The sequence below is a fragment of the Cyclobacteriaceae bacterium genome (genome assembly GCA_013141055.1).
Classification (GTDB): domain Bacteria; phylum Bacteroidota; class Bacteroidia; order Cytophagales; family Cyclobacteriaceae; genus ELB16-189.
In genome coordinates, this window is sequence record JABFRS010000002.1 from 1,358,687 (window position 1) to 1,383,265 (window position 24,579).

Genomic DNA, 24,579 nt, shown 5'->3' on the forward strand with positions numbered 1-24,579 from the left:
TTAAAACTGAATAAAATTCAAATCTGCTGAATGAATTCCAGCAGACGCAAGTTAGAAAACTCTGCGACTATGAACGAACAAGTGTTTCCTGATTGATCTCAGAAATACTTTTGCAGCCCGCAAGACCCATGGTAAGATTAAAATCGGCAAGCAGGTTTCGAATAACATCCCGAACGCCCTCTTCACCACCAATAGTAAGTCCATATACATAAGGTCTGCCAATGCATACAGCGGTCGCTCCAAGTGCAATTGCTTTGAAAATATCCGCCCCTCCACGGATTCCACTATCCATCAGGATCGGCACTCTGCCTTTTACCACGTCAACAATATTTGGTAATGCTTCGAATGTACTGATCGAGCCATCTACCTGACGACCGCCATGATTTGAAACGATCATTCCATCAACACCATGATCAATTGCCATACGGGCATCATCAGGATGAAGAATACCTTTCAATAAGATTGGAAGCTTTGTATGCTTTCGCAAAAATGCAAGGTCACTCCATGTGAGTGCTGGATTGGAATAAAGTGCTGTGAATTTCCGAACTGCCTTTACAGGTCTGCCGGACTTTAGTTTTTTTATAAATCCGTTTCCTGGATAATTGTTCACCATTTTAATAAGTCCTGATATAGAATCAAGTGTAACCTTTTGCGATGGCGCTGAGGCCGTGTCTGGCTCATCCATTAATCTTTGAAAAACAGGATCAGAAGTATACTGAGCTATGCCCTTCCCTTCAAGAAAAGGGAGATATGCAAGATCCAGGTCACGCGTTCTCCAACCTAACAATGTTGTATCCAAAGTAACTGCGATAGCAGAGCAGCCGCACTTCTCTGCTCTTTCAACAAGACTTGCAACCAGATCATTTGATTTGCTCCAATACAATTGAAACCATCGATGACCGTTTCCCATCGCTGCAGCCACCTCTTCCATTGGCCTGCTCGCCTGATTACTTAATATATAAGGAACGTTTTCGGCAGCAGCAGCTCTTCCCACTCCTACATCTGCGTGTTCATTTACCATCTCAAGAACTCCCACCGGCGAGAGCATCAGCGGCGATGAAAGTTTATGTCCAAACAATTCAATGGTAGTGTCACGTTCACTAACATTTTTTAACATTCGCGGAACGATCCTGTACTTTTCAAAAGAACTTCGGTTAGACAACACTGTACTTTCAAGTCCGGCACCTCCGGCGATGTAAGCGAAGGCCTCCTCACTCATCATTTTCTTTGCTTTTTCCTCAAGCTTAAACCAATCGATCGGAACCTGTGAACGAATTCCTGCAAAGCCCTTTAAATAGATCTCACGCTGTCTGTCAGCTCCCGAAAATGTTGATTTACTCATAAACACTAAGTTAATAACTCCTATTCCCCTTTTGCAATTTGCATCTGTTTGTTATTCCGGATTTATACCATGAAACAGGCGTTGTCTACTGTTTATTGTCCGCTATATTTGGCCCTTAATTATTTTTGAATGAAAACAATTCTGGCAGAACTACTCACCATTGGCGATGAAATCCTTTATGGTCAGATTGTAGATACCAACTCCCAATGGATGAGCGTGGAGCTCGATAAGATAGGCATTAAGATTATCCGCAAAACTTCCATTGGAGATCGTGAAGATGAGATTCTTACCGCTTTTGCGGAAGCAGAAAAACGTGCTGACGTTGTACTAATTACCGGAGGACTGGGACCCACCAGCGATGATATTACAAAGCCCTGCCTTGCAAAATATTTCAATTGCGAAATCAAGATGCATGAAGAAGCGCTGGCTGAGGTGACAGAATTCTTCACAAGTCGCGGACGCGAAATAACAGAGATCAATCGTCAGCAAGCTGCACTTCCTGTTTGCTGTACAAAGATTACGAACCCGATAGGCACTGCACCTGGGATGTGGTTTGAAAGAAACGGAAAAGTATTTATGTCAATGCCTGGTGTTCCGCACGAAATGAAGCGTATGATGACTGAGCGTGTTATTCCGAAATTACTGGAGACTTATAAAATGCCCACGATCATTCATAAAGTTTTGAGAACGGTAGGCATCGGTGAATCCTTTCTTGCTGATAAGATCTCTTCCTGGGAAAAATCCTTACCGGAACATATTAAGCTCGCTTACTTGCCTAGTCTGGGAGAAGTAAAACTGAGACTTACTGGATTTGGCGACGATTCCGCAAAACTGAAATCAGAAATTGATTCATTCGTTGAGAAAATAAATCCTCTTGCCGGAGAGTACATCTTTGGATATGGAGAAGATCCATTGGAAGTAGTCATCGGAAATACGTTGAGAAATAAAAAACTGACACTGTCGGTAGCAGAAAGCTGTACAGGTGGTTATGTTTCTCATTTAATCACCAGCGTTCCGGGATGCTCAGATTATTTTCTAGGAAGTATGATTCCCTACGACTATCAGATTAAAATGAGACAGCTGGGAGTCAAGCCTGAAACATTAGAAAAATATGGAGCTGTAAGTGAACCGACAATCATTGAGATGGCAAACATTGTCCGGGCAAAGTTCAACACAGACATTGGAGTTGCCACCAGCGGAATTGCGGGACCCGGAGGCGCAACACCTGATAAGCCCGTTGGTACTGTCTGGATTGCATATTCTGACAAACATCACACTGTAACGAAGAAATTACAACTCAGCAAGGATCGAGCGATCAATATACGACTAGCATCTGCTGCAGTTTTAAATCTGATCCGACTGAGTTTGCCAAAATAATCTCTGCTCAACATTCTTACTCTGCATGACCATACTTTTTTCTGAAGTCGGCAGCATACTTATCTCCAACAGGGATAGGAGTTGTTCCAATAAATACCTGTGAGCGCTGAAAAGATTTGATCTTTGAATACGGAATAATGAAGGAATTGTGAATCCGGCAAAAGAGCTTCGGGGGCAATTTGGTTTCGATTGCCTTAAGATTCATCCGTGTCATTATAGGTCTCGTTTGCGAAGTCAGGAATATCTTCACATAATCCTTAAGACCTTCTACATATAAGATATCATCAAACATGATCTTTATCTCTTTGTATTCAGCCCTGACAAAGAAAAAAAGTTCCTCAGGAGATGGCGGTGTTGCTTCTTTTATCAATTTAAATTGATCAAGAGCTCTATTTGCTGCTTTTGAAAACCTTTCGAACGGAATTGGCTTCACAAGATAATCGATCACATCAAGCTCAAACCCCTCGAGTGCATATTCCTCATAGGCAGTTGTGAAGATTACCATGGGAGGATTAGCAAGAGAACGAAGGAATTGAGTTCCGGTCACTCCAGGCATTTGAATATCCAGAAATATAAGATCGATTGAATTTTCCTGAAGAGCCTTCTCAGCTTCTGCTGGCGACGAATAAGAGCCGATTAGTTTTAAGAATGAAATCTTCTGAATGTCATCCATTATCAATTTCAAAGCAAAAGGCTCATCGTCTACTGCTATGCAGTTTAAAACATGATTCGTTGAAGATGGCATATCATTTTTCATACTAATATTTTGATCATTAGGTCAGAATTATTTCAAGCTTAAGTCTGAAAATCCCATTCGCTTCTGAGGAGACTAGGCTGTGCTTATCCTGATAGTGCAGCATCAGTCTTTTTTTCACATTTGTCAGACCGATTCCGGATTCTTGCTTATTGACAACCGGAAGTGTTTTAAGTATAAGGTTTTCTGTTTGGAATGTCAGCAAGTCTTTGCTAACAGTTAATTCAATTTTATTTTGAAAGGAACCAGCAAAATCTCCGTACTTAAAAACATTTTCTACTAAAGGAATAAATAATAAAGGGACGATGCTCTTGTTTCCAGAATCTTCCTGAAAAAAATATTGTATACTCTGATGTTCAGTCAATCTCATTTGTTGCAGACTTATATAATCCTTGAGGTTCTGGATTTCCTTTTCTAACGCAACCTTTTCAAGATCCGTCTGATATAAAATATATCGCAACAATTGTGAAAGTTTGATGACCGCCTCCTCAGCCTGATCCGACTTAGATCGAACCAACCATCGTATATTATTCAAAGTATTAAATAAGAAATGAGGACTGATTTGCAATTTGAGAACAGCAAGTTCCGAAGCTAATTTTTGAAATGCACGCTCTTGCTCAGTTGCTTTTGCTTTTACCCAATCTTTCCATAATACCAGACTTGTGCTGATGCTGACGATGATGATGGTAATAAGAAAACTAGAGAAGAGCGGTCCCGGAAACATCATAGGCCTGAATCGACGACCCGAACTCATATTTGGATCACCTCCAGGACCAAAATCACCGTTGGGTGGTTCAGGCGGAGGTCCTTGTCTAAATGGGTCGCCAAAATCTTCAGAAAAGAAATGATGAATTTTTAGATTCAACAGACTTACTCCGATTATGAAGGCAATCAGAATAAAAAGAAAAACTCCGATGCTGTTATTTTTCAGAACGACAGGCGCAAGGAATAAAAGATTGAAGTAAAATAACCCCATTAATACAAGATTCCTGATCAACATTGATTCAAGTGTTCCAGTATCTGTGAGTATCGATTCAAACTCATTGGGTGGTGAGAGCAATAGCGGGGCTATGAAAAATATAATCCACCCAGCCACATGAAAGAGGATGCTGCTTTTGAAAATGGACTGAAATGAGGGCTTCATGATGTAAAACTAGGGTTTAAAAAAGGCAAGGCATGAGAATGTAGATAAAGTTGGGGAAATTGGAGAAGAATGGAGGGAGGAAAATTGAAAAGTGTTATTGGGACAAGGGAAGAAGGAATGGTTTTATAGTGAGATTTTGTGTAAATCGTTGAACCCATCCAAACAGCTATGAATTCAAAGAAGATCTTTCCAGTACTGAGTTTATTTTTCGGTCTGTCCCTTGTCAACTCAGGTTTTGCGCAGCCAAATCAACAATTGACACATGATATCTTCAAAGAGCTGATCGAGATTAACACCACCAACTCTTCCGGAAACACTACCCAGGCAGCGGAAGCGATGGCCGCAAGATTGCGTGCAGCTGGATTTACTGACAAAGATATTTTTGTCGGTGGGCCTGATCCCCGAAAAGGAAATCTGGTAGCAACTTTGCGTGGAACCGGGAAGAGAAAACCTCTACTACTTCTTGCTCACCTTGACGTTGTGGAAGCATTGAGAGAAGATTGGACCACCGATCCATTCAAGTTTGAAGAGATTGATGGATTTTATTATGCCCGCGGGGCTAGTGACGACAAAGCCATGGCTGCAATTTTTGTTGCCAATATGATTCGCTTCAAGCAGGAAAAATTTACCCCTGATCGTGATATCATTCTTGCATTAACGGCCGATGAAGAAGGTGGAGATTTTAATGGGGTTGACTGGCTTTTGAAAAATCATAAGGAATTGATCAATGCTGAGATGGCATTAAATGAAGGTGCAGGTGGACGGGAAGTAGAAGGAAAAAAAATATTCAATGGTGTTCAGCTTAGTGAAAAAGTATTTCAAAGCTTTAAGATTGAAGTGAAAAATCGTGGGGGACATAGTTCGATGCCACGCAAAGACAACGCGATCTATCGCTTGGTTAAAGGATTGGATAATTTATCAAAATTTGAGTTTCCGGTTAATCTTAATGAAGGCACACGGGTTTTCTTTGATCGTAGCTCCAGAAATGAAACCGGTCAGTTGGCAGAAGACATGAAAGAGATTGTTAAACCAATGCCCAGTGCTGATGCTATCGCCCGTCTTTCAGTGTTTCCAAATTACAATGCAACGATGCGTACGACTTGTGTGGCAACAATGATCAGCGGTGGTCACGCTGAAAACGCATTACCTCAAACTGCTACGGCAACAATCAACTGCCGTATTCTTCCCGGAGAAGACCCCGCAAAAATTAAGGAAATGTTAGTTGGTGTTTTTGCAGATGAGGGCATATCGGTAACCGCAATTAAACCAGCGAAACCAAGTCCAGCTTCACCAATGAGCACAGAAGTATTTGGTCCGATAGAGCGGATTACTCAACAAATGTGGCCAGGCATACCGGTTATTCCAATCATGTCAACAGGCGCCACCGATGGTGCATATCTGCGCAACAATGGTATTCCAACGTATGGCGTTTCCGGGATCTTCTTTGATGCAAATGATATCCGGGCTCATGGAAAGGATGAGCGGATCAGGATTAAATCCTTTTATGATGGCCAGGAATTCCTGTATAAGGTTGTGAAGGAAATGACACAGAAATTAACCGTGAAAAGAAACGATTAGTTTGCTTTTTTCTTTTTTGGATCAATTGCTTCTTTCTTAAACTGATCGTTAAGTTTTTCCTTTTGTTCCAGCCAGAGAATTACTTCTTTATTCAATGGATTGGCCTTAATGACATTGTAGTTTTTCCAAAACTGCTCATCGTATGGCTTCTTACTGAGAGCAAGGGAACGGGCCATATTATCATCATCAAGTAATTTGTATATTTCTTTTACACTATCTAATTTGATATCATTGACCAGTACTTCTCTGAAATAATCCTCCGTCCTGAGTACTTTCCTATTCTTCACATCAAGTTTCCTGATCTTATACTGATTGCGGGCATACTGCAAGAATACTCTGTTTTCATATCTTCGAAAAATATAAGTAACATCCATCATTTCCGTATGCCACTCCCCCATAGAATACTCAATCTCATTTTTGGCACCCGATAGTTCAAATCGAAGAATAGCGTGGTCTGTCTCACTGACATAAATTTTGTATACCGCAGGGAAATTTTTTGAGTTCTTAACTTCTACTTTGATAACAGAGAGATTCTCACCGTTGAATTGAATCGTTCCATCCCAGGAATATTTCATGTCAGCAGAGAAGTCAAAGAAGTTTTTAATAAACAACCAGCCTGCATTTCTGGGATACTTAATAAGATTTCTTTCCAGCAGATTGGAAAGCCAGTTTCCGTTTGAATAATTCCATCCCGCATTCAAATTACTTTTACGAACTTCATTGATATAGATTTTTTCCTTAGTTTTTTTTGAATCATAGCCAGGATCATAGATCATTACCGCCGCTTCGATGAGTGTACCCGGATAAGATTTCACGTCAGCAGAATCAAGCTTCTCCCAGCTTCTGTGAAAACCTTCCATTAAATAGGGGGCAATCGGATAATTGTCAGTAATAGCTTTCTGAGCATCCTTGATAATTTTCTCTGCACTATTGGCGGAGACTGTTATTTCCTCCAGTAGTGTTGGCAATTCCTCAAGACCTATTTCTTTAGACGCTTTCAGGTTTGATATCTTCTCCTTAAAGGTCTTATATCCCAGAAAAGAAATAACGAGCGAATCATTCAGAAATTGAGATGAAAGAAAAAAGTCAAACTCCCCTATCTCATTGGATACTGTTCCAATTGATTCACCTTTGATGCCAATATTTGCAAATGCCAGAGGTGACCTCGTCTTCTTATCAATGACGCGTGAAGAAATATTAATGAGATCTTGTCCCTTTAAAGTATTTCCAAAAAACAGGAAGCAAAGGACAATTGAAACAATTTTTAATATGTTAGATACCAAGATTCGCTCCAAGCTTTTCATTTATTTTCTAGTTTGCTTCTTGAATTGTTCAATTAAAGGGGAATCCTGCTCAAGATCGGATAACTGTTTCTTCGTCAGGGGAGTCAGATTAACAAGCTTATAATCGCTCCAGAACTTTGCATCATAATCCTTAGAAAGGAACTTGATGTTTTTGTGATTATCCATTACCACACCTTCGGCTGCCCTGGAGTTATCCACGACAACTTCATTGATTACCAACATATTTTCGTCTGTTACATTCCACTCTGTTTCATCAGTTTTTGTATTAATAATTACCCCTTTACTATAGGAACGTGCGTGTTCCATATACATTTTACCCATGTATTGCTTAAATTGATAGATTTGACTGCTCGCAGTAAGCTTGAGAACTTTTGTGTTTTCCTTATTCACCCAAACATCGAAGTTTTGAAGATAACTGCCCTTATGAGCGACCGATTCATTTTTTATCTTCAAAAATGAAAAGTCCTCAGAATCAATATACAAGGTGAAAATGTTCTTACCAGTTAATCCTTGCGCAGTGCTGCTAATGACAAAATATGACCGTTCATTATACGTGACGATACTATCGAGAACAAAACTCTTTCGATCCATAACAAAATGATTTCTATACTTCGCATAATTGAAAACCAGAAGCCAGTTAAGCGTATTTGATTTCTCAAAATAATTCTCATCCGTATTTTTAAAAAAGCTCTTACTCGACCGGACTTGACTCACCGTCACTTTTTCTTGCAATCTGAAATTGTTATTCAGCCTGGTCTTCTTATCAGAAATATTTACAGCAGCTTCTACCAAAAGCACATTCTTATCATTTTCGGTATTTAGCTGACGATAAAATCCCCGCAGTATAAAAGGCTCCTGAGGAAAAGTCTCTTCCAAATTTTGATACGCTTTTTTAAAGATCTCATTCGGTGAAATTTTTTCTGCATTAATTGTCACCTCATTCAGAATTATAGAAATCATTTTAAGCCTGATCACATGATTCTTATCAGGGCTGAGTTGACTAATTGCTGTTTTATAAGTTGAATAGCTCAACATAGAAACAAGCAGCGTATCCTTCTCGTGGCCGGAAGGGATGTAGAATTCAAAATCACCATCATTATTAGTGATCGTTCCAATGCTGGTGCCCCGCAATGAGATTGTAGCATAGATCAAAGGAGAGCTGGTTTCCTCATCAATAATTTTTCCATGAAAGAGAGAAAATGATTGGGCACTAATCATGAAGCATGTCACGAAAATCAAAGTCACTGTAAATAGAGATTTTCTGAAAACCATTTTCATTATGAGATCCTTATTTAGCTCGTTTAAATTGTTGTGACTTTTGAAATTGGCTTTCAAGCGGTGACTCATTCTCCAGATCATCTTTTTGCTTTTTCGTTAATGGAAAAAGCTTAACATCTCCATAATCCTTCCAGAAATCAGAACTATAATTTTTGACATTTACGATGAGGCTTTCATTGTAACTTATTACTGATGCTCCTGGCAGAGCTTTATCAGAATCAATGACCTCAGACACCACCAATAACGCACCCGTTTTTATTGTTGCCTCATCCTTTCCGGTTTTCAAATTATGAACGATGGCAATAAACTCTGCCCCAACGTATTTTGGATATAATTTGCCTCCATAGTTTTCAAATTCCTGGACAACACGGCGGTGCATATTCCTATAGAGATAGGATGGATCATCTACAAATTTCCACTCATTATGAATTCCTCCATCTCTTCCATAATCAACATACTCATGCCGCTTGATTGCAAAAGTCTCTGCATCAATGAAAAACGTATCCATTCCGTCATACGTCTCCCCAACAATCGGGGAACTTACCCGATAGAACAATCTTCCGTCTGAATAAATCAGGCTATCTACTTCAAACTTCTGGGCTCCAAGTTTCTTCTTCCAGCTCTCACGGTACTTAATGCTCCGCCAGAAAATGGAGTTTGCGAGATAACTATAGTTCCCTTTGAGAAAGTGGTTGCGCCAGATAGCTGATTTGAAATGCACATCACTTGCGCGCACATTTCTTACATCTACCTTTTCAGTCATTTTTCCCCCTTTGACCGGGAGATATCCCCTTGTATCATAAATATCTACTGAAGCGTCCAGAACAAAAGATGTTACATCATTCTCATCATAAATTTCTCTGAAGAAAGCTTTCATCAGATAAGGCTTTGTAGGATAATTGCTTTCCACTTTCTCAAATGCCTTCATCAAAATATCCCTGCCTACAAGCTTTGAACTGGTAATGACGACTTCATCAAGAACATAAGGCCTGATTTTTAATTTGATTAATATATTCTTAGGCTCTGAAATTTCAGCAATCTGAATCGTGAATCTTCTATAACCTAGAACAGATACATAGAGACTATCATGACTGTATTCATTTGAAAAATAAAAATCAAAAAATCCATCCTCATTAGTAACTGTTCCAACGGGCTGTCCACCAATTCCAACCGATGAATAACCCAGCGGGGTGCCGGTTTCTTCATCCACTACCCTTCCTCTGAGATTCATAGAGTTTTGGGAACTTAGAGCGAACGCAATTAAAACCAAAACAACAATCAGAACGGGCTTTCTCATATTTAATCTATTAACCTTCACACTTCAAAACATCAACAGGATTGACTCTGACGGATTTGATTCCATGAAATCCAGCAGTTGCAAACACTATCGTAAAAGAGATGATTGCCGGAATGATATAGTAAGTAGGACCTAGCTCGATGCGATAAGCAAAACTATTCAACCAGTAGGTTGATAAGTACCCAATCACAGGCCAGGCCAGCACCAGAGAAATAATCACTAGTTTTGAGAAACTTTTCAGATGAAGCCAGAATAGTTGCAAAGGATTAGCGCCCACAACCTTGCGAATTCCTGCTTCACGTTGCCGCAATCCTGCCATCAAAGCAGAGATGCTGAAAATTCCAAGACAAGAAATAAACACCGATATCAGCAGACCTAACTGAAAAATATATTGCGAATCATAATCCTTCTTATAGAGGCTTTTGTATTTGGAATCCAGAAACTCCCACTCCAAAGGGATATCCGGCCATTGCGTTTTGTAGGATGCTTCTATTTTTTGAACGAGATCGGGGATGTTTCCCTTGAGTTTTATGTATAAGAAAATATTTCGCTCCTCAAGAATTATAATGAGAGGCTCGATTCTATTATAGAGAGAAGCAAAGTTGAAATCTTTAACTACACCAATAACAAATCCATCACGATCACCCTGATCATTTGCTCCTACCGGGCCTGATATCCTTTTACCAAGCGGTTCATCCCAACCAAACTCACGGGCTGCGGCCTCATTGATAATAAATGATGCGTTATGATCTTCTGCCCTTGCATCATCAAGGCTTCTTCCACTTAATATTTGTGCGCCAATGATATTCAGATAATCTGCGCTGGAAAATATCACTGGCGTCAATCTCTTCTTCATTCCATCTGACGACTCCATCAGGAAAGAGTACTTGGTTTCGATGACACCAGGGTAATATGAACTATTAGCAACTCCCATCACCCCAGGATGCTTCAATAGCGCTGATCGAAATACTTCAGCCTCTGACACAGTCTGAACATGACGCTTGATCACCATCACATCATCATCATTAAAGCCCTTATCCTTTGATTGCAGAAAATAAAACTGTTGGATAAGCACCATCACCAGGGCCATCATGACAATTGAAAACGAGAACTGTATCGACACCAGAATTTGACGAAAAGACAATCCTGTTTTATTAAAGTGAGTAGCTTTCTTCAATGCACTGATGGAGGAATTCAATTTTATATAAATCGATGAATTAAAATAAACCACAAAAAGCGTTGAGGAGAATAATAAAATAATGCTGCCGAGGAATGCAGGAGACGTAACCAGCGAATAGTCTATCTTCATGCCAAGAAAAGTTTCCGCGAGATTCAAATTGAAAATCACAATTATCAAAGTCAGCAAACCTGCAATGACCAGATAAAGCACTGATTCAGATATGAGTGTTTTTCGGTAAGCTGATTGATTTCCACCAAAGATTGACAGTAGTCCGATCTTCTTAGAGTCCTTTGTTAATTCTGCGGAAATCAGATTTACATAATTGACAATCCCAAGCGCAGCAAATAAAATTGCTATCGAACCCAATAGATAAACATAATTGAGACTTCCTTTGATGGCAATGTCCTCATCTTTTTCAGATGACAAATGGATGTTCTTAATATTTTCAAAAATAGGTTCATATGACGCATTGTACTCCTCTGAGACCAGTTCATCAAGATCCTTTAAAGCTGAGTGGATTTTCAAACGTACATCCTCAATGCTAGCTCCTTCCCTTAAGAGGATATAGGTGTAGGCATTCACATTGTCCCAATTTTCCATTTGATCAAATGTGTTCCAGGAAATAAGGGCATCGGCCTTCAGGTGTGACGAGTGTTTCGGATCTTCAATAATTCCGGTAACCTCCAGCAGAAAATGATTGTTATATAAAAGAGATTGACCCAATGGATCTTCTTCACCAAAAATTCTCTCCGCAAGTGACTGGGTTATAACAATAGTGTTAGGCTCATCCAAAGCTCGTTTATCACCTTGTCGAAAGTCAGGAATTAATATTCTCAAATAATTACTGTCAACAGATAAAGTCTTCATATCACTAAAAAAGTTATCATCCTTTTTCAGTAAGGGATACTCTTCCGCCATGAAACGAAGAGAACCTTCCACTTCCGGAATTTCTTGCTTTAATGCATCCGCCAGCGGTAATGGAGAAACAGCATAGTGAGTTGTATTACCGCTGAACTTAATTGTGGATCCTACCCTAAAGATGCGATCCGCATTTATTTGATGATGATCATAGGACCATTCATCAAAGGCAATCAATCCAAGCGTCAGTGCATATCCAAAGCTGATGGCAATGCCCAGAACCTTGATCATAGAGTTTAAATGGTTGCCTTTCGCACGACGCCATGCAAGTGTAAAAGCAAAACGCCACGAGCCATCCTGAAGATCATACCAGTTTGATTTTCTGATATTCGACCATCGAAGAAATCGAAATACATCCAAGATAAATTTTAAGCGGGCATATGATTGCGTTCTTGTTTCCAATCTTTGATAGAATAACTCATAAGCATCGCCTTGAATTTCTTCCAGCAAATCCGGGTCGCAATACCACCGGAGAAATCTATCAGCCCAACGAGGAGGTCTCGCGTCCATCTTAAGATAATTTTAAGGAATATCCGGGTACACGGTTAAACAATTGAATCCTTAATTCGATCGTTTGATCTACCGTTTTTCTTCCGCTGTTGGTCAACTGGAAATACCTTTTCCGCCTTCCTCCTCTTTCGGTGGTGGCACCCCCCATTTTTGATTTCAGAAATCCTTTTGACTCCAGTCTCTTCAGTACAGCATGGATAGCGCTGATATTTGATTCTCGCCCGGATTGATTGGATATTTCATTCATAATAGAGACACCATAAGCATCATCCATTAACGAGGCGACTGTGAGCAACACAAGCTCCTCAAATTCTCCCAGGTAGGTTCTTTTCATGTTCATTTGTTATACAAACGTGAATATAATCGATTTACTATATTTTTGTATAACAAATACTAAAAAATATTTCCAGGAAGTCCTGAACTTCCCAAGTCAGGACTTGATCGTCGTAAAATCCTCTCCACGGTTCTAGGGTTTGCAAGCTTTTTTCAAAAGCCTCCCGAAAGAATCCCAAAAAGGATTCTGAAAAACACGTTTTCTTCAGTATAAAAATTGCAACCAACTATAAATTTCCCCTCAATCTTCTCCCCTTTTGCCTTACCCAGCTTTCGTCTTTAATCTTTCACCTTTAACCCTGAAACTCCTTACCTTAGCAATCTCAAAACAATCGAATACATGGCACGGGTAGAACTGATCATGCCTAAGATGGGCGAAAGTATCATGGAGGCTACAATTTTAACCTGGCTCAAAAAGCCTGGCGACAAGATTGAGCAGGACGAATCGGTACTTGAAGTTGCTACCGATAAGGTGGATACTGAAGTACCCTCTACTCATGCCGGCACACTGGTTGAAATCCTTGCCAAAGAAGGTGAGGTCGTTAAAGTAGGCAAACCAATCGCAGTCTTAACAACAGAAGTAGGAGATCCCAAAGAAACAGCTTCTACTACTGCTCCAACAAAGTCTGCTGCCAAAGAAGCAAAGGCGACGGTTCCTGTGGCGACTGTTTCCAGCAATGGATCCGGTCATTCCAATGGAGCTACGGATTATAATTCATCTTCGCGCTTCTATTCACCACTTGTAAAGAATATTGCAAAGGAAGAAAAAATTGCTGTTGCTGAACTTGAAAATATCTCTGGAAGCGGCGCCGATGGCAGAGTAACCAAGAAGGATATTCTTGAATACGTTCAGAATCGTAAACCAGGACAGGCTGGGCAGTCAATATCTGTAAAAAGTGGTCCCGTTGTGCCAGCTTCTATTAGCGCAGGTGATGAGATCATCCAAATGGATCGCATGCGCAAGATGATTGCCGAGCGCATGGTTGATTCTAAACGCATTGCACCACATGTTACATCCTTTGTAGAAGCAGACGTCACCACAATTGTCAACTGGAGAAGTCGTGTAAAGAATGAGTTTCAAAAACGTGAAGGTGACGGTCTTACCTACACTCCACTTTTTATGGAAGCTGTGATTCTTGCGATTAAGGATTATCCAATGATCAACGTCCAGGTAGATGGAGATCGCATTATAAAAAAGAAGGAGATCAATATTGGTATGGCAGTAGCATTACCTTCCGGTAATCTAATTGTTCCAGTAATACGGAATGCTGATCAGTTCAGTCTGAGCGGACTCGCTAAAGCTGTTAATGATCTAACTAAACGCGCCCGCGAGAACAAACTTAAGCCAGATGATCTTGCGAACGGAACATATACCATATCCAATGTTGGAACTTTTGGTAATGTGATGGGAACACCTATTATTATGCAACCGCAGGTAGGAATACTTGCTATAGGTGCCATTCAAAAGAAGCCGGCAGTAATTGAAACACCATCGGGCGACGCTATTGCGATCCGACATAAAATGTTTCTCTCGCACTCTTACGATCATCGTGTCGTTGATGGTGCTCTGGGTGGAAGCTTTGTGAGAAGAGTAGCCGACTACCTGGAAAAATTCGATTCCGAAAGAGTCATTTAGCCCAGGAGATTTTAATACTCTTACATCTTAATTTTCATATTCAAGAAAGAGTATGCCAGGAAAAGTAGAGTTCGGTGCTTTCATTGAAAAACTCCCGGTAAAAGGCGCCATGCATCTGATCAAAGTGCCTCAGAAAGTTGCTCTTCAATTTTCAGAAAGAAAATCCGTAAGAATCTTTTGCACAATCAACGAATCCGTAAAATATGCATGTGCACTTAGACCAGACGGCGATGGTGGGTTCTTTATCAGTGTAGGATCTCCAATTCTAAAAAAAGGCAAATTTAAACTAGGGCAAAAAATAAAAGCAGTCATTCAAAAAGATGATACGGAGTTCGGACACGAATTTCCAGAGGAATTGAAAGAGTTGCTGGCCCAGGATATGGAAGGAAAAAAATACTTTGAACAGCTTACCAACGGAGCTCAGCGCAGTCTCATCTATTATATCAATCAGGCAAAATCTATTGAAAAACGAATCGAGCGCTCGCTTCTCTTTATTAATCGTTTAAAGGATACTAATGGAACATGGAAGCCAGGCAAAAGCTAGCTCCCATCCATTGTAAATGAGGTCATCAATCTTCACCAACATTAGAATCTCTCCTCAAAAAATCGGAAGTTTACCCAGCTATTGATACTAAAAAATTACTATGAAATTCGGAACGAAAGCCATTCATGCGGGTGTAGAACCAGATCCAACTACGGGTGCCATTATGACACCCATTTATCAGACCTCAACTTATGTTCAGGAATCGCCTGCAAAACATAAAGGTTATGCATATGCTCGTGGAGCAAACCCAACCCGTAATTCACTTCAGAAGAGTATTGCGGCACTTGAGAATGGAAAATTCGGAGTTTGCTTTTCTTCTGGCATGGGTGCGACAGATGCAGTACTCAGATTATTGAATCCTGGTGATGAAGTTATTACCAGCAATGATCTGTATGGAGGATCCTATCGTTTATTCACAAAGGTGTATGAAAGGTTTGGGGTCAAGTTCCACTTTGTAGATTTGGCAAGTGCTGATAGCATTGTTCCACTGATCAATAAAAACACGAAACTGTTGTGGCTTGAGACACCTTCTAATCCTTTAATGAGGATCATTGACATTCGTGCATGTGTAGCCATTGCAAAGAAAAATAATATACGGGTAGCAGTAGATAATACGTTTGCATCTCCATACCTGCAAAACCCTCTTGATCTCGGCGCCGATGTAGTAATGCACTCTGTCACTAAATATCTGGGGGGACATAGTGATGTGATCATGGGTGCGCTGGTTGTAAACGATGAAAAACTTTATCAGGACCTGGCATTTATCGCCAACTCCTGTGGTGCAGTACCTGGACCTCAGGATTCATTTTTGGTTTTGCGTGGAATAAAAACCCTGCACCTGCGTATGGAGCGTCATTGTTTCAATGGAAAAAAGATTGCTGAGTATCTTCACAATCATTCTAAGGTGGGGAAAGTCTATTGGCCTGGATTTGCGGATCATCCCAACCATGAGATCGCAAAAAAACAAATGCGTGACTTTGGAGGCATGCTGTCATTCACTTTGAAGAATGACAAGATTGAAATGGCAACCAAATTTATGGAAGAGGTTGAATTATTTTCTTTGGCAGAATCGTTGGGAGGTGTAGAGTCTCTTATCAACCATCCGGCATCTATGACCCACGCAAGCATTCCAAAAGAAGAGAGAATGAAGAACGGCTTGAGCGATACACTGATACGCTTAAGCGTTGGAGTAGAAGACATTGAAGATCTTATTGCAGATCTTGATCAGGCGTTGGGTAAGATTTAATTTCCTGATGCCCTAACAAGAACAACGCTAAGATTAATGAAAGAAAAGTGGGACGACCGATATAGCAGCAAGGAATTCGCATACGGCGAACAACCCAATAATTATCTTAAAAAGCAGCTTGACAAACTTCCGCCAGGAATCATACTCTTTCCCGCTGAAGGAGAAGGCCGAAACTCAGTTTATGCCGCTACTCTCGGCTGGGAAGCCTTTGCATTTGACCTTAGCATCGAAGGGAAAAAGAAAGCCCTTCAATTGGCAACGAAACACAACGTTGAGATTAAGTATGAAGTCGGGGAGTTTGAATCTCTGACTTATTCTATCAATCAATTCGATGTCATTGCATTGATCTATGCTCATTTTCCTGCAAGTAGAAAATCAGACTACCACAAGTTAATAGCAACGTATTTAAAACCAGGAGGAATTCTGATTTTCGAAGCCTTTAGCAAAAATCACCTGGAATATGTTACCAGAAATGAAAAGATAGGAGGACCTAAAGATCTGGCATCTCTATTTTCAATTGAAGAAATAAAGTCGGATTTCCAAAATTTTGAAATTATTGAATTGATAGAACAAGAGATAGAGCTAAAGGAAGGACTGTATCACAATGGAAAAGGTTCCGTTGCTAGATTCACAGGACGAAAAAAATAGCACCCATCAATTCCTAAAGACATTCATGAAACTGAGTAGGTTTAAGCTATTCAATTTCATGAATTATTGATTTTTTGAACACTGCTGGTTAATTTTCATTAAGGCTTTACCTGAGCATCATTCTTCTGGCGACGAATACTTCTGCTTGCCCTGTTTTGTTTTCGATTAATCTGTTGCTTCTCCTGAACAGTAACTGTTCCATCCGACTTGGCTCTTCTTTCAGTGCGACGAATACGGCGTTGCTGCGAATTCAATCCTGCTGCTTCTCTATTGGTCAGCTCTCCACTCTTCCTTCCCTGGCGAATTCTTGCACGTTCTGTGGCCTGGCGAACATCCGCCTTCGGAGTAGCATCCTGAGCAAAAGTGGCCAATGAGATCAGTGCAAAAAGTGATACAAATAGAATTTCCTTTTTCATGGTTTTTAGTTTTTTGCTGCTTTGACACGGACGGAAGGAGAAGGTTTAATTAGACCCCCTCAAAACTTAAACTGGAACTTGCTGAGCGATTTTTGCAGGGATTTCAATAATAAACTCACTTCCTTTTGCAGAAGAAGTTTTCAATTCAATCATGCCGCCAAGACGATCCACCAGCGTTTTCACAATAGCCAGACCCAATCCATTGGAGCTCTCACCTGCTGTAGGACGGGCGCTGAGTTTCTTGAATTTCTGAAACATGATCCGTTTATCCTCTTCAGAGAAACCTGGTCCGCCGTCTTTTATAGAAATTTTTAAAGTATCATTGGCCCAACTGGCCGATACTTCGATAGTAGTATTTCTGACTGAAAATTTTATAGCGTTGGAGATGAGATTATCCAGAATTCTTCCAATATAATCAGGTTCTGAAAAAATCCTATGCTCGACGTCACTTTTGAGAACGAGCTTTATTCCCTTTGCCTCAGCAACAACCTGAAATGACAATACGCGCTCAGTGAAAAATTGATCAAAATCAAACGCCAATGGTGGCGGATCTTCGCGCAATTCATTCCATGCATGAACATCCAGTAAGTCAGTAATAAGATCCAATCCTCCCCGCGTACTATCCTTCACCATTCTGATATACTGATGCTGATTTTCGTTCAGGTTCCCTTCAAGCTCCATGATTCGAACCAGTCCATGAATTCTATTTAAAGGAGACTTTAAATCATGTGCCACAATGTTCATCAGCGTATCTTTCTCATGATTGATCACATCAAGATCTTTGTTGCTTTTCGACAATATCTCATTTTGCTTGGCAATCTCTTCCCGTTGCTCTTTGATATGAAGATTTTGACCTTCCAATGTCTGATTAAGTAATTTTCGACGCTGGCTTACTCTCCAGATAACAATGGCAAGCGCAGCTACAAATATTGCTACGATCCAAAGCAATAAATTTTGGGAACGTTGACGAACGATTAACGACTCATCTTCAATTTGCTTTGCCTTTAATGACGCATTTTCCTTTTCTGTCTTTTCAATCAATAATTGAAACTGAAGTCTCTCCACTTCACGGTTCAAATCCGCATTCTGAATTCTCTGATTGAGGATCTGATAAACATCCAGAAATTCCTTGGATTTTGCTGTCAGCTTTTGATTATCATAAACAGAACTCAATAGCTGAGCTGCGTCTCTCTGAAAAACCAGGTTACCTGATTTCTCAGAGCTTTCATAGATCATGGTAAGAATATAAAGTGCTTCAGGGTTCTTTTTGTTTTTTAGTTTACACCTTGCGGAAAGCAAACTGGATCTCAGAAATATCTTTTGATTGGTCTTCTCAGTTACAACACTCAAAACCTCTGAAGCCATTGCTTCAGCTTCCTTTATTCTGTTTTCAATAAAATATATCTCTGCAATCCCAATCTTTAATTCGGCTTTTGTGATCTGATCATTTACAGCAACGGCAATAGAGTCTGCAGAATGAAATTGTTTTAGTGCTAACGGAGTACTATCCATCTCCTCATAGACAAGACCTAATTCCATGTAAGCCGAGGTAATAGCACGGGGATCTCCCAGTTCCTTCCTTAATGCAAGTGCTTTCTCAGAATTCTCAAGTGCCTTTTTGAAATCATTCTGTGATTTAAAAAGAGTGGCAAGGCTTCGGTAAACATAAGCGAGCCCCGATTTATCATGAAGCTTAACGAAAAGTTCTCTTGAACTCACAAAGTTTGTATACGCCCTTACTAGATCACCCTCATCAAAAAATATTCTGCCCACATTATTATAACCGTGAGCTAACTGCAAGGTGTCTCTCTGACTCAACGCTACCGATAGGGATCTGTTTTGATACTCCAGAGCAGATTTATAATCACCCTGATTGGCCATTGCCAAACCAATAAAACTCAGGGGGCGAGCCAGTGTCTTCTCAACCTTTAATTGCTTGCCCAATTCATATGCTTTTGTGCAATAGTGAATAGTGCTATCGGGGAATGAATAGCGATATTCAAATCCAACACTATTCAACAAGTCAAATTGCTCTTCAATGGGAGCAAAGCGCAAGGCATTTTTAAGACTGTCGAGAAGCTTAATATTTTGAGCAAAGGAAGAGATAGAAATAAGAAAGAGTATTCCCGCAGTGACAATACAGACCCGATTAAATCCTTTATGCCTCATTTCAAATAGCCGATGATTCGGCCAAAATATATATTTTATAAAAGTAGAATATAGGGGTGATTTAATCGGTTTGATGTAAGTAAATATGGTAAAATCAAGTTTTTTACTTCAAATCGACCACTAGTCCTTCTCCACAAAATTCATGTCTCTTCCAAAAGTTTCCTGAATGGCTTGAAGAGCAATCAACGCTACTACTATCGTGAACCCACCAACAATGACGGCTCCATAAATAACACCAGTATCTCCATCTCCAATTTCCTCACGGAGATAACGAAAGGCGAAGCTCAATGGTACAACTGTCCCACGAATAAAGTTTGGTACTGATGTAGCAACTGTTGAACGTAAGTTAGTTCCAAACTGCTCGGCAGCAATTGTAACAAACAACGCCCAATAACCAATTCCTACTCCCAATAAAAAACATGTAACATAAAAATAGAAAACCGAACGGCCCGGTGTAAACAAATACAGCGACACCATTCCTACTGTAAGGAAAATATAAAGCAGGACAACTTTTTTTCTTGAGCGCATAGCCTGACTTATGAAGCCACTGACCAGATCACCCACAGCAAGGCCTATATAACTGTACATCACTGCATCTCCAGCTTTAATGTCGCCACTGATGTGCAAAGCTTTTGCAAACTCCGGCGAAAAAGTTATCAGTATACCAATCGTAAACCATATTGGAAGGCCAATAAAAATACTTCCCATGAATTTTTTGAAACGGGCCTTATTGCTGAACAGTTGAAAGAAATTTCCTCGTTGTACAGATTCAAGTTTGGTCTTAAGAAAAATCCCTGACTCGAATACACTGATTCGCGCAATCAATAGAAGGAGACCAAGTCCACCACCGATGAAGTATGCTATCCTCCAATCATACTTGTTTGCAATGATATTAGCAAGAACAGCTCCCATCAATCCGAAACCTGCAACAAGAGTAGTGCCATACCCGCGAAGCCTTGTCGGCAATACCTCAGCCACTAATGTAATTCCTGCACCCAACTCTCCTGCCAATCCAATACCAGCAATAAATCTCAGCATTGCATACTGATCCACTGTTGTTGCGAATCCATTAGCGATGTTTGCGAGTGAGTAAAGTAGTATCGAACCAAAGAGAACAGAAAGTCGCCCCCTCTTATCTCCCATGATTCCCCAGATCAATCCACCAATCAAAAGACCGGTCATTTGAACCTGGAGCAAAAATTCTCCTTGCGTAAGAAGTTGGTCATCAGGAACGCCCATTGAACTAAGGCTTGACCTTCGAACTATACTGAATAATAGCAAATCGTAAATATCAACGAAGTAGCCAAGAGCAGCTACAATGACAGGCACACTTAAAAGGCCTTTTGAATTTTCCTCTTTCAACATGAAAGCAAAATAGGAATATTTAAGGCATTCACAATGAACACCATCAACTCAAGAAGTTATCTTTTCCGAATAAGTGAACTCATTTCTTTCCCATCAGGAAATATAAAATGGGCCCTAATACAGGCAAAAATACAACGATTACTATCCAAAGAATTTTTTTCTCGTTGTCCTTAGATCCTTTCACAATATCAATGATACAGAGGATGTCTATTACAACAACAATAAGGTAGATAAGCCTTCCCATATTTTCAGTCTATTAATTTGTGCCTAGTATTTTAAACAATTCATCCAGATTCGGAGTGATGATGATTTCTGTTCTGCGATTTTTTTGTTTGTTCTGATCGGTTGTATTGACAATGAGTGGCGAGAACTCTCCTTTTCCAGAGGCTGTAATCTGATTCGCAGCAACACCTGCCTTTGTTAGTATCTTAGTGATTGAGGTTGCTCTCATTACGCTGAGATCCCAATTGTCCTGCATGTATTGAGATTTTTTTCCAATAGGAACATTATCCGTGTGACCTTCCACCTGGATTTGAATATCCTTTTGATCCTTAATGGCTTTTGCCAGTTGCTGCAATGCAGTTACTCCTTTGTTGTCCACTTCAATACTTCCAGAGCCAAAGAGAAGTTGTTCGGCAAGCGAAACATAAACTTTTCCATTCTTCACATTTACGGTGAGATCATTTTCCTTAAAATTCAGCAGCGCATTGCTGATTTTGTTCTTCAGATCCTGAACAGCTTTATCTTTGTTGGAAAGGATTGTCTCTAATTCTTTTACTTTCTTTTCGCGTTCAGCAAGACTCACACTTAATGAATCATTCAGCTTCCTGGTCTTGTCGAGATTCTCCTGAATGGCAAACAACTGGTCTTTTTGCTGGGCAAAATCGCGATTTAATTTGCCACTATTATTCATCAAATTTTTATAATACGCATTGAGTTGATCATACTCCTTAGTGAGTTCAGCCAACTTTCTTCCAGTAGTTCTTTTTACATCACCTAATGAGGTGGTATCAGCCTTAAGCTTTGCTGTTTCCTCTGACAAGGCTTTCACCTGCGCATTAACTTTTGCAAGTTCATCTTCCCGTTGAGCCAATTCTCCCTCTGCTTTTACCTTTTGGGCCAGTATGTCATCGTATTTCTTTTTAGTAACAATACAGGACTGGAGACCTAATACAAAAATCAGGATCGATAGTTTAAAAAATAGTTTCATAAAACAATTGTTAAATCTGAAATCTCCCACGAAAGTATGGGTTTGAAATCGACCTTCCAAAAGAAAAAGTTCATGACGAAAAACTCATTAGCTTTGTTTTGAAGGTAACAAATCATCTCCTATCAAAAATTCATACTATGGAAGGCATGTTAAAAGCAGGTTCATTCAAGGGAAAAACAATTTTAGTTACTGGTGGCGGCACAGGTCTGGGTAGATCTATGTCAAAGTATCTGCTGGAGCTTGGAGCAAATGTTGTTATCAGCAGTAGAAAAAAAGATGTGATTGATGCAGCCGCTGAGGGGCTTATGAAAGAAACCGGTGGCAAAGTGCTTGCCGTACCGTGCGATATCAGAAAATATGAGGAGATAGAAAAACTCATGGTTGCCATTGAAAATGAGTTTGGTCAATTGCATGGTGTATTGAATAATGCAGCGGGAAATTTCATCAGTCCTACCGAAAGGCTATCCCATAGGGCATTTGATATTATTGTTGATATAGTTTTAAAAGGAACCTATTACATGACATTGGCGGCAGGTAAGAACTGGATTACCAAGAAGCAGCCCGGCGTATTTTTGAATATTGTGACAACCTATGCCTGGACAGGCTCTGGTTATGTGGTTCCATCTGCGTGTGGAAAAGCGGGAGTGCTTGCCTTGACTCGTTCACTTGCGGTAGAGTGGGCTAAGTATAACATCAGAAGTAATGCTATCGCTCCGGGACCTTTCCCAACAGAAGGCGCATGGAGTCGGTTGCTCCCAGGGGATCTGGCTAAACAATTTGATCCTGCCAAGAGGATCCCGTTGAAACGTGTTGGAGAGCATCAGGAGCTGGCAAATCTGGCCGCATATCTCTTGTCGGATTATTCAGCTTATATGACAGGTGAAGTTGTAACTATTGATGGAGGTGAATGGCTAAAGAATGGTGGAGAGTTCAGCCATCTTGAACAGATATCAGAAGATATGTGGGACGTGTTTGAAAAGACCAGGAAATAAATCAAAAGCGATATGCCAGACTTGCCGTAGCATAATTAAAAGTTGCGACGTTTGGCGTTTCTCTACCCAGGTGAGTAATCGAAAATCCAGAAGATATCCTTCCCCCTGAATACTGCACCCCAATCTTTCCGGCAAAAAGCCAGGGTGTTATAGATGTTGTAAACTGGCTTGGATTATCAAACAGACTTCCCTGAATAAAAATATTGGAGAATACGTAATTGGCTTCCAATGAAGTGAATAAGAAAAACTCACTTTTACGACTTGAATAATTCTTCCTGGAGATATTGGCATTCATGTAAGAAGATTCCCGCAATGCATTGAATTTAAAAAGACGAAGAGTTATTTCTTCTGTGATTTTATTGGAACCAGTACCGACCCAAACACTGGTGGCTGACACAAACTCAATCTTTTTACCTAATTCAAATCCGCGCGTATGCCTCACATTTGCGTTGACAACAAATTCATTTTGTATCTGGGTATCCCAACCGTAGATAGAATAAAGGCCAATAGTTCTATGGAGCCATTGCTGGAGTTCCCCCATACCAGAGACTTTCCCAACGAGCCCAAGTTGAACATAAAATAAAGTGCCTGCATTTTTATTCCTGAAGTTCAGTACTGACGCGCCAGCAAAATTCCATCCACAATAAGGACGGTCCATGAAGAAGAATTCCTCTGTATCTACATTCTGGGGAGTGAATACCTTGTTGCCGTAATGAATTGAGAAAATAGTTTTAGAAGAATCGTTGTTATTAAAGAATGAAATTTTTGATGAGATGAGAAACTTATAATATAGGTCCTGTCCAGCCGTATAGTATTTATCGGTGGCAAAAGGATAGTCGTTGTCGACATTCAGAAAAATTTCGTGTTGATAATTTCTGTTGGCTTCATCTGAGGATTGGGCTTTCAGTGAAGGGCAATTAGATAGGAGAATTAAGAATATGATAAAGGCCTTCACTTGTCTCATACATGTTTGCCTGGGGAGGCATGCTGCAACGAATATACTTTCTAGTTTTAAATTAGGATGGCCTAAAAGCAAAAAAACCTCACCGGTTAGGGTGAGGTTAATTTGATAAAGTCAGGCAACGACTTACTCTCCCGGATATTACTCCAGTACCATCAGCGCGGGTGGTCTTAACGACTCTGTTCGGAATGGGAAGAGGTGGTCCCCACCGCAATAGTCACCTTAATATTTGTTCTGTCCGGGTCTTTAGTAAGGCCGGGGGCAGAATATTTTTAAAGAGGTCTCACTTCGTTTAGTTGAGCGTCTCTGGATCTTGCTTTTGGCAGATCCAATATCGTTGACATTCTTGATGAAAGAGTAAAATAGAGCAAGCACAT

Annotated in this window: 21 protein-coding genes and 1 rRNA gene; 7 read left to right on the plus strand and 15 right to left on the minus strand. The window is 40.2% G+C overall.

Annotated features, from left to right (window positions below; genetic code table 11):
• Window positions 1-67: 67 nt before the first annotated feature.
• Window positions 68-1,342, minus strand: a complete 1,275-nt coding sequence (locus HOP08_20700) for a lactate 2-monooxygenase (protein NOT77347.1) — start codon at window positions 1,340-1,342, stop codon at window positions 68-70.
• Window positions 1,343-1,471: 129 nt separating this feature from the next.
• Between HOP08_20700 and HOP08_20705 the strand changes: the two genes are divergently transcribed.
• Window positions 1,472-2,719: a competence/damage-inducible protein A gene (locus tag HOP08_20705; GenBank protein ID NOT77348.1), complete on the plus strand. Its 1,248-nt coding sequence runs from the start codon at window positions 1,472-1,474 to the stop codon at window positions 2,717-2,719.
• A 16-nt stretch (window positions 2,720-2,735) separates the two neighbouring features.
• Here the strand turns inward: HOP08_20705 and HOP08_20710 are convergent, their stop codons facing one another.
• Both HOP08_20710 and HOP08_20715 read right to left on the minus strand, forming a co-directional pair.
• Window positions 2,736-3,464, minus strand: a complete 729-nt coding sequence (locus HOP08_20710; protein NOT77349.1) for a response regulator transcription factor — start codon at window positions 3,462-3,464, stop codon at window positions 2,736-2,738.
• A gap of 28 nt (window positions 3,465-3,492) precedes the next feature.
• Window positions 3,493-4,617, minus strand: coding sequence for a sensor histidine kinase (locus HOP08_20715; GenBank protein NOT77350.1), 1,125 nt, complete (start codon window positions 4,615-4,617; stop codon window positions 3,493-3,495).
• A gap of 168 nt (window positions 4,618-4,785) precedes the next feature.
• Here HOP08_20715 and HOP08_20720 point away from each other — a divergent pair, with 168 nt between their 5' ends.
• Window positions 4,786-6,195 (plus strand): M20/M25/M40 family metallo-hydrolase, encoded by a 1,410-nt coding sequence (locus HOP08_20720; GenBank protein ID NOT77351.1) that lies wholly within the window; start codon window positions 4,786-4,788, stop codon window positions 6,193-6,195.
• Here the strand turns inward: HOP08_20720 and HOP08_20725 are convergent.
• From HOP08_20725 to HOP08_20745, 5 genes are all read right to left on the minus strand, one after another.
• Window positions 6,192-7,490 carry a hypothetical protein gene (locus HOP08_20725; protein ID NOT77352.1) on the minus strand — a complete coding sequence of 433 codons (1,299 nt, stop codon included), beginning with the start codon at window positions 7,488-7,490 and terminating at the stop codon, window positions 6,192-6,194. The genes HOP08_20720 and HOP08_20725 overlap by 4 nt on opposite strands.
• 9 nt (window positions 7,491-7,499) lie before the next feature.
• Complete coding sequence (locus tag HOP08_20730) at window positions 7,500-8,717, minus strand: carboxypeptidase-like regulatory domain-containing protein (GenBank protein ID NOT77353.1); 1,218 nt, start codon at window positions 8,715-8,717, stop codon at window positions 7,500-7,502.
• A 70-nt stretch (window positions 8,718-8,787) separates the two neighbouring features.
• On the minus strand, window positions 8,788-10,074 hold the full coding sequence (locus tag HOP08_20735; protein ID NOT77354.1) for a hypothetical protein: 1,287 nt from the start codon (window positions 10,072-10,074) through the stop codon (window positions 8,788-8,790).
• A 10-nt stretch (window positions 10,075-10,084) separates the two neighbouring features.
• A complete protein-coding gene (locus tag HOP08_20740) occupies window positions 10,085-12,682 on the minus strand; it encodes a hypothetical protein (GenBank protein NOT77355.1) in 2,598 nt (865 codons plus the stop codon).
• Window position 12,683: 1 nt separating this feature from the next.
• Complete coding sequence (locus HOP08_20745; GenBank protein NOT77356.1) at window positions 12,684-13,016, minus strand: PadR family transcriptional regulator; 333 nt, start codon at window positions 13,014-13,016, stop codon at window positions 12,684-12,686.
• Window positions 13,017-13,355: 339 nt separating this feature from the next.
• On the opposite strand from HOP08_20745, the gene HOP08_20750 reads away from it, so the two are divergent.
• The 4 genes from HOP08_20750 to HOP08_20765 all read left to right on the plus strand — a co-directional run bounded on the left by HOP08_20750 (window position 13,356) and on the right by HOP08_20765 (window position 17,089).
• Window positions 13,356-14,651 carry a 2-oxo acid dehydrogenase subunit E2 gene (locus tag HOP08_20750; GenBank protein NOT77357.1) on the plus strand — a complete coding sequence of 432 codons (1,296 nt, stop codon included), beginning with the start codon at window positions 13,356-13,358 and terminating at the stop codon, window positions 14,649-14,651.
• 52 nt (window positions 14,652-14,703) lie between these two features.
• A complete protein-coding gene (locus HOP08_20755) occupies window positions 14,704-15,195 on the plus strand; it encodes a DUF1905 domain-containing protein (protein NOT77358.1) in 492 nt (163 codons plus the stop codon).
• A gap of 100 nt (window positions 15,196-15,295) precedes the next feature.
• On the plus strand, window positions 15,296-16,441 hold the full coding sequence (locus HOP08_20760) for a cystathionine gamma-synthase (GenBank protein ID NOT77359.1): 1,146 nt from the start codon (window positions 15,296-15,298) through the stop codon (window positions 16,439-16,441).
• 36 nt (window positions 16,442-16,477) lie between these two features.
• Complete coding sequence (locus HOP08_20765; GenBank protein NOT77360.1) at window positions 16,478-17,089, plus strand: class I SAM-dependent methyltransferase; 612 nt, start codon at window positions 16,478-16,480, stop codon at window positions 17,087-17,089.
• 98 nt (window positions 17,090-17,187) lie between these two features.
• On the opposite strand, the gene HOP08_20770 is transcribed toward HOP08_20765, so the two are convergent.
• The 5 genes from HOP08_20770 to HOP08_20790 all read right to left on the minus strand — a co-directional run bounded on the left by HOP08_20770 (window position 17,188) and on the right by HOP08_20790 (window position 22,249).
• The gene (locus HOP08_20770) at window positions 17,188-17,505 is read right to left on the minus strand and encodes a hypothetical protein (GenBank protein ID NOT77361.1); all 318 of its coding nucleotides are present in this window, start codon (window positions 17,503-17,505) and stop codon (window positions 17,188-17,190) included.
• A gap of 66 nt (window positions 17,506-17,571) precedes the next feature.
• Entirely contained in the window at window positions 17,572-19,674 is a 2,103-nt protein-coding gene (locus HOP08_20775; GenBank protein ID NOT77362.1) for a tetratricopeptide repeat-containing sensor histidine kinase, read from the minus strand.
• Window positions 19,675-19,794: 120 nt separating this feature from the next.
• The gene (locus HOP08_20780) at window positions 19,795-21,039 is read right to left on the minus strand and encodes an MFS transporter (protein NOT77363.1); all 1,245 of its coding nucleotides are present in this window, start codon (window positions 21,037-21,039) and stop codon (window positions 19,795-19,797) included.
• A 79-nt stretch (window positions 21,040-21,118) separates the two neighbouring features.
• Window positions 21,119-21,283, minus strand: a complete 165-nt coding sequence (locus tag HOP08_20785; protein NOT77364.1) for a PLDc_N domain-containing protein — start codon at window positions 21,281-21,283, stop codon at window positions 21,119-21,121.
• Between the two features lie 12 nt (window positions 21,284-21,295).
• Window positions 21,296-22,249 (minus strand): OmpA family protein, encoded by a 954-nt coding sequence (locus HOP08_20790; GenBank protein NOT77365.1) that lies wholly within the window; start codon window positions 22,247-22,249, stop codon window positions 21,296-21,298.
• A gap of 137 nt (window positions 22,250-22,386) precedes the next feature.
• Here HOP08_20790 and HOP08_20795 point away from each other — a divergent pair, with 137 nt between their 5' ends.
• Window positions 22,387-23,241 (plus strand): SDR family oxidoreductase, encoded by an 855-nt coding sequence (locus HOP08_20795; protein NOT77366.1) that lies wholly within the window; start codon window positions 22,387-22,389, stop codon window positions 23,239-23,241.
• 1 nt (window position 23,242) lies between these two features.
• On the opposite strand, the gene HOP08_20800 is transcribed toward HOP08_20795, so the two are convergent.
• Together HOP08_20800 and rrf are read right to left on the minus strand one after the other, a co-directional pair.
• Window positions 23,243-24,205, minus strand: a complete 963-nt coding sequence (locus HOP08_20800) for a lipid A deacylase LpxR family protein (GenBank protein NOT77367.1) — start codon at window positions 24,203-24,205, stop codon at window positions 23,243-23,245.
• Window positions 24,206-24,315: 110 nt separating this feature from the next.
• Window positions 24,316-24,427: ribosomal RNA gene (rrf, locus tag HOP08_20805) — 5S ribosomal RNA — on the minus strand.
• Between the last annotated feature and the right edge of the window lie 152 nt (window positions 24,428-24,579).

Excerpts from the sequence above, each read along its gene's own strand:
- HOP08_20785 (NOT77364.1), bottom strand. The coding sequence starts at position 21,283 with ATGGGAAGGCTTATCTACCTTATTGTTGTTGTAATAGACATCCTCTGT.
- HOP08_20770 (NOT77361.1), bottom strand. The coding sequence starts at position 17,505 with ATGAAAAAGGAAATTCTATTTGTATCACTTTTTGCACTGATCTCATTG.
- HOP08_20750 (NOT77357.1), top strand. The coding sequence starts at position 13,356 with ATGGCACGGGTAGAACTGATCATGCCTAAGATGGGCGAAAGTATCATG.
- HOP08_20705 (NOT77348.1), top strand. The coding sequence starts at position 1,472 with ATGAAAACAATTCTGGCAGAACTACTCACCATTGGCGATGAAATCCTT.
- HOP08_20775 (NOT77362.1), bottom strand. The coding sequence starts at position 19,674 with ATGAGGCATAAAGGATTTAATCGGGTCTGTATTGTCACTGCGGGAATA.
- HOP08_20760 (NOT77359.1), top strand. The coding sequence starts at position 15,296 with ATGAAATTCGGAACGAAAGCCATTCATGCGGGTGTAGAACCAGATCCA.
- HOP08_20795 (NOT77366.1), top strand. The coding sequence starts at position 22,387 with ATGGAAGGCATGTTAAAAGCAGGTTCATTCAAGGGAAAAACAATTTTA.
- HOP08_20740 (NOT77355.1), bottom strand. The coding sequence starts at position 12,682 with ATGGACGCGAGACCTCCTCGTTGGGCTGATAGATTTCTCCGGTGGTAT.
- HOP08_20710 (NOT77349.1), bottom strand. The coding sequence starts at position 3,464 with ATGCCATCTTCAACGAATCATGTTTTAAACTGCATAGCAGTAGACGAT.
- HOP08_20765 (NOT77360.1), top strand. The coding sequence starts at position 16,478 with ATGAAAGAAAAGTGGGACGACCGATATAGCAGCAAGGAATTCGCATAC.
- HOP08_20780 (NOT77363.1), bottom strand. The coding sequence starts at position 21,039 with ATGTTGAAAGAGGAAAATTCAAAAGGCCTTTTAAGTGTGCCTGTCATT.
- HOP08_20800 (NOT77367.1), bottom strand. The coding sequence starts at position 24,205 with ATGAGACAAGTGAAGGCCTTTATCATATTCTTAATTCTCCTATCTAAT.
- HOP08_20745 (NOT77356.1), bottom strand. The coding sequence starts at position 13,016 with ATGAAAAGAACCTACCTGGGAGAATTTGAGGAGCTTGTGTTGCTCACA.
- HOP08_20730 (NOT77353.1), bottom strand. The coding sequence starts at position 8,717 with ATGATTAGTGCCCAATCATTTTCTCTCTTTCATGGAAAAATTATTGAT.
- HOP08_20700 (NOT77347.1), bottom strand. The coding sequence starts at position 1,342 with ATGAGTAAATCAACATTTTCGGGAGCTGACAGACAGCGTGAGATCTAT.
- HOP08_20735 (NOT77354.1), bottom strand. The coding sequence starts at position 10,074 with ATGAGAAAGCCCGTTCTGATTGTTGTTTTGGTTTTAATTGCGTTCGCT.
- HOP08_20755 (NOT77358.1), top strand. The coding sequence starts at position 14,704 with ATGCCAGGAAAAGTAGAGTTCGGTGCTTTCATTGAAAAACTCCCGGTA.
- HOP08_20720 (NOT77351.1), top strand. The coding sequence starts at position 4,786 with ATGAATTCAAAGAAGATCTTTCCAGTACTGAGTTTATTTTTCGGTCTG.
- HOP08_20715 (NOT77350.1), bottom strand. The coding sequence starts at position 4,617 with ATGAAGCCCTCATTTCAGTCCATTTTCAAAAGCAGCATCCTCTTTCAT.
- HOP08_20790 (NOT77365.1), bottom strand. The coding sequence starts at position 22,249 with ATGAAACTATTTTTTAAACTATCGATCCTGATTTTTGTATTAGGTCTC.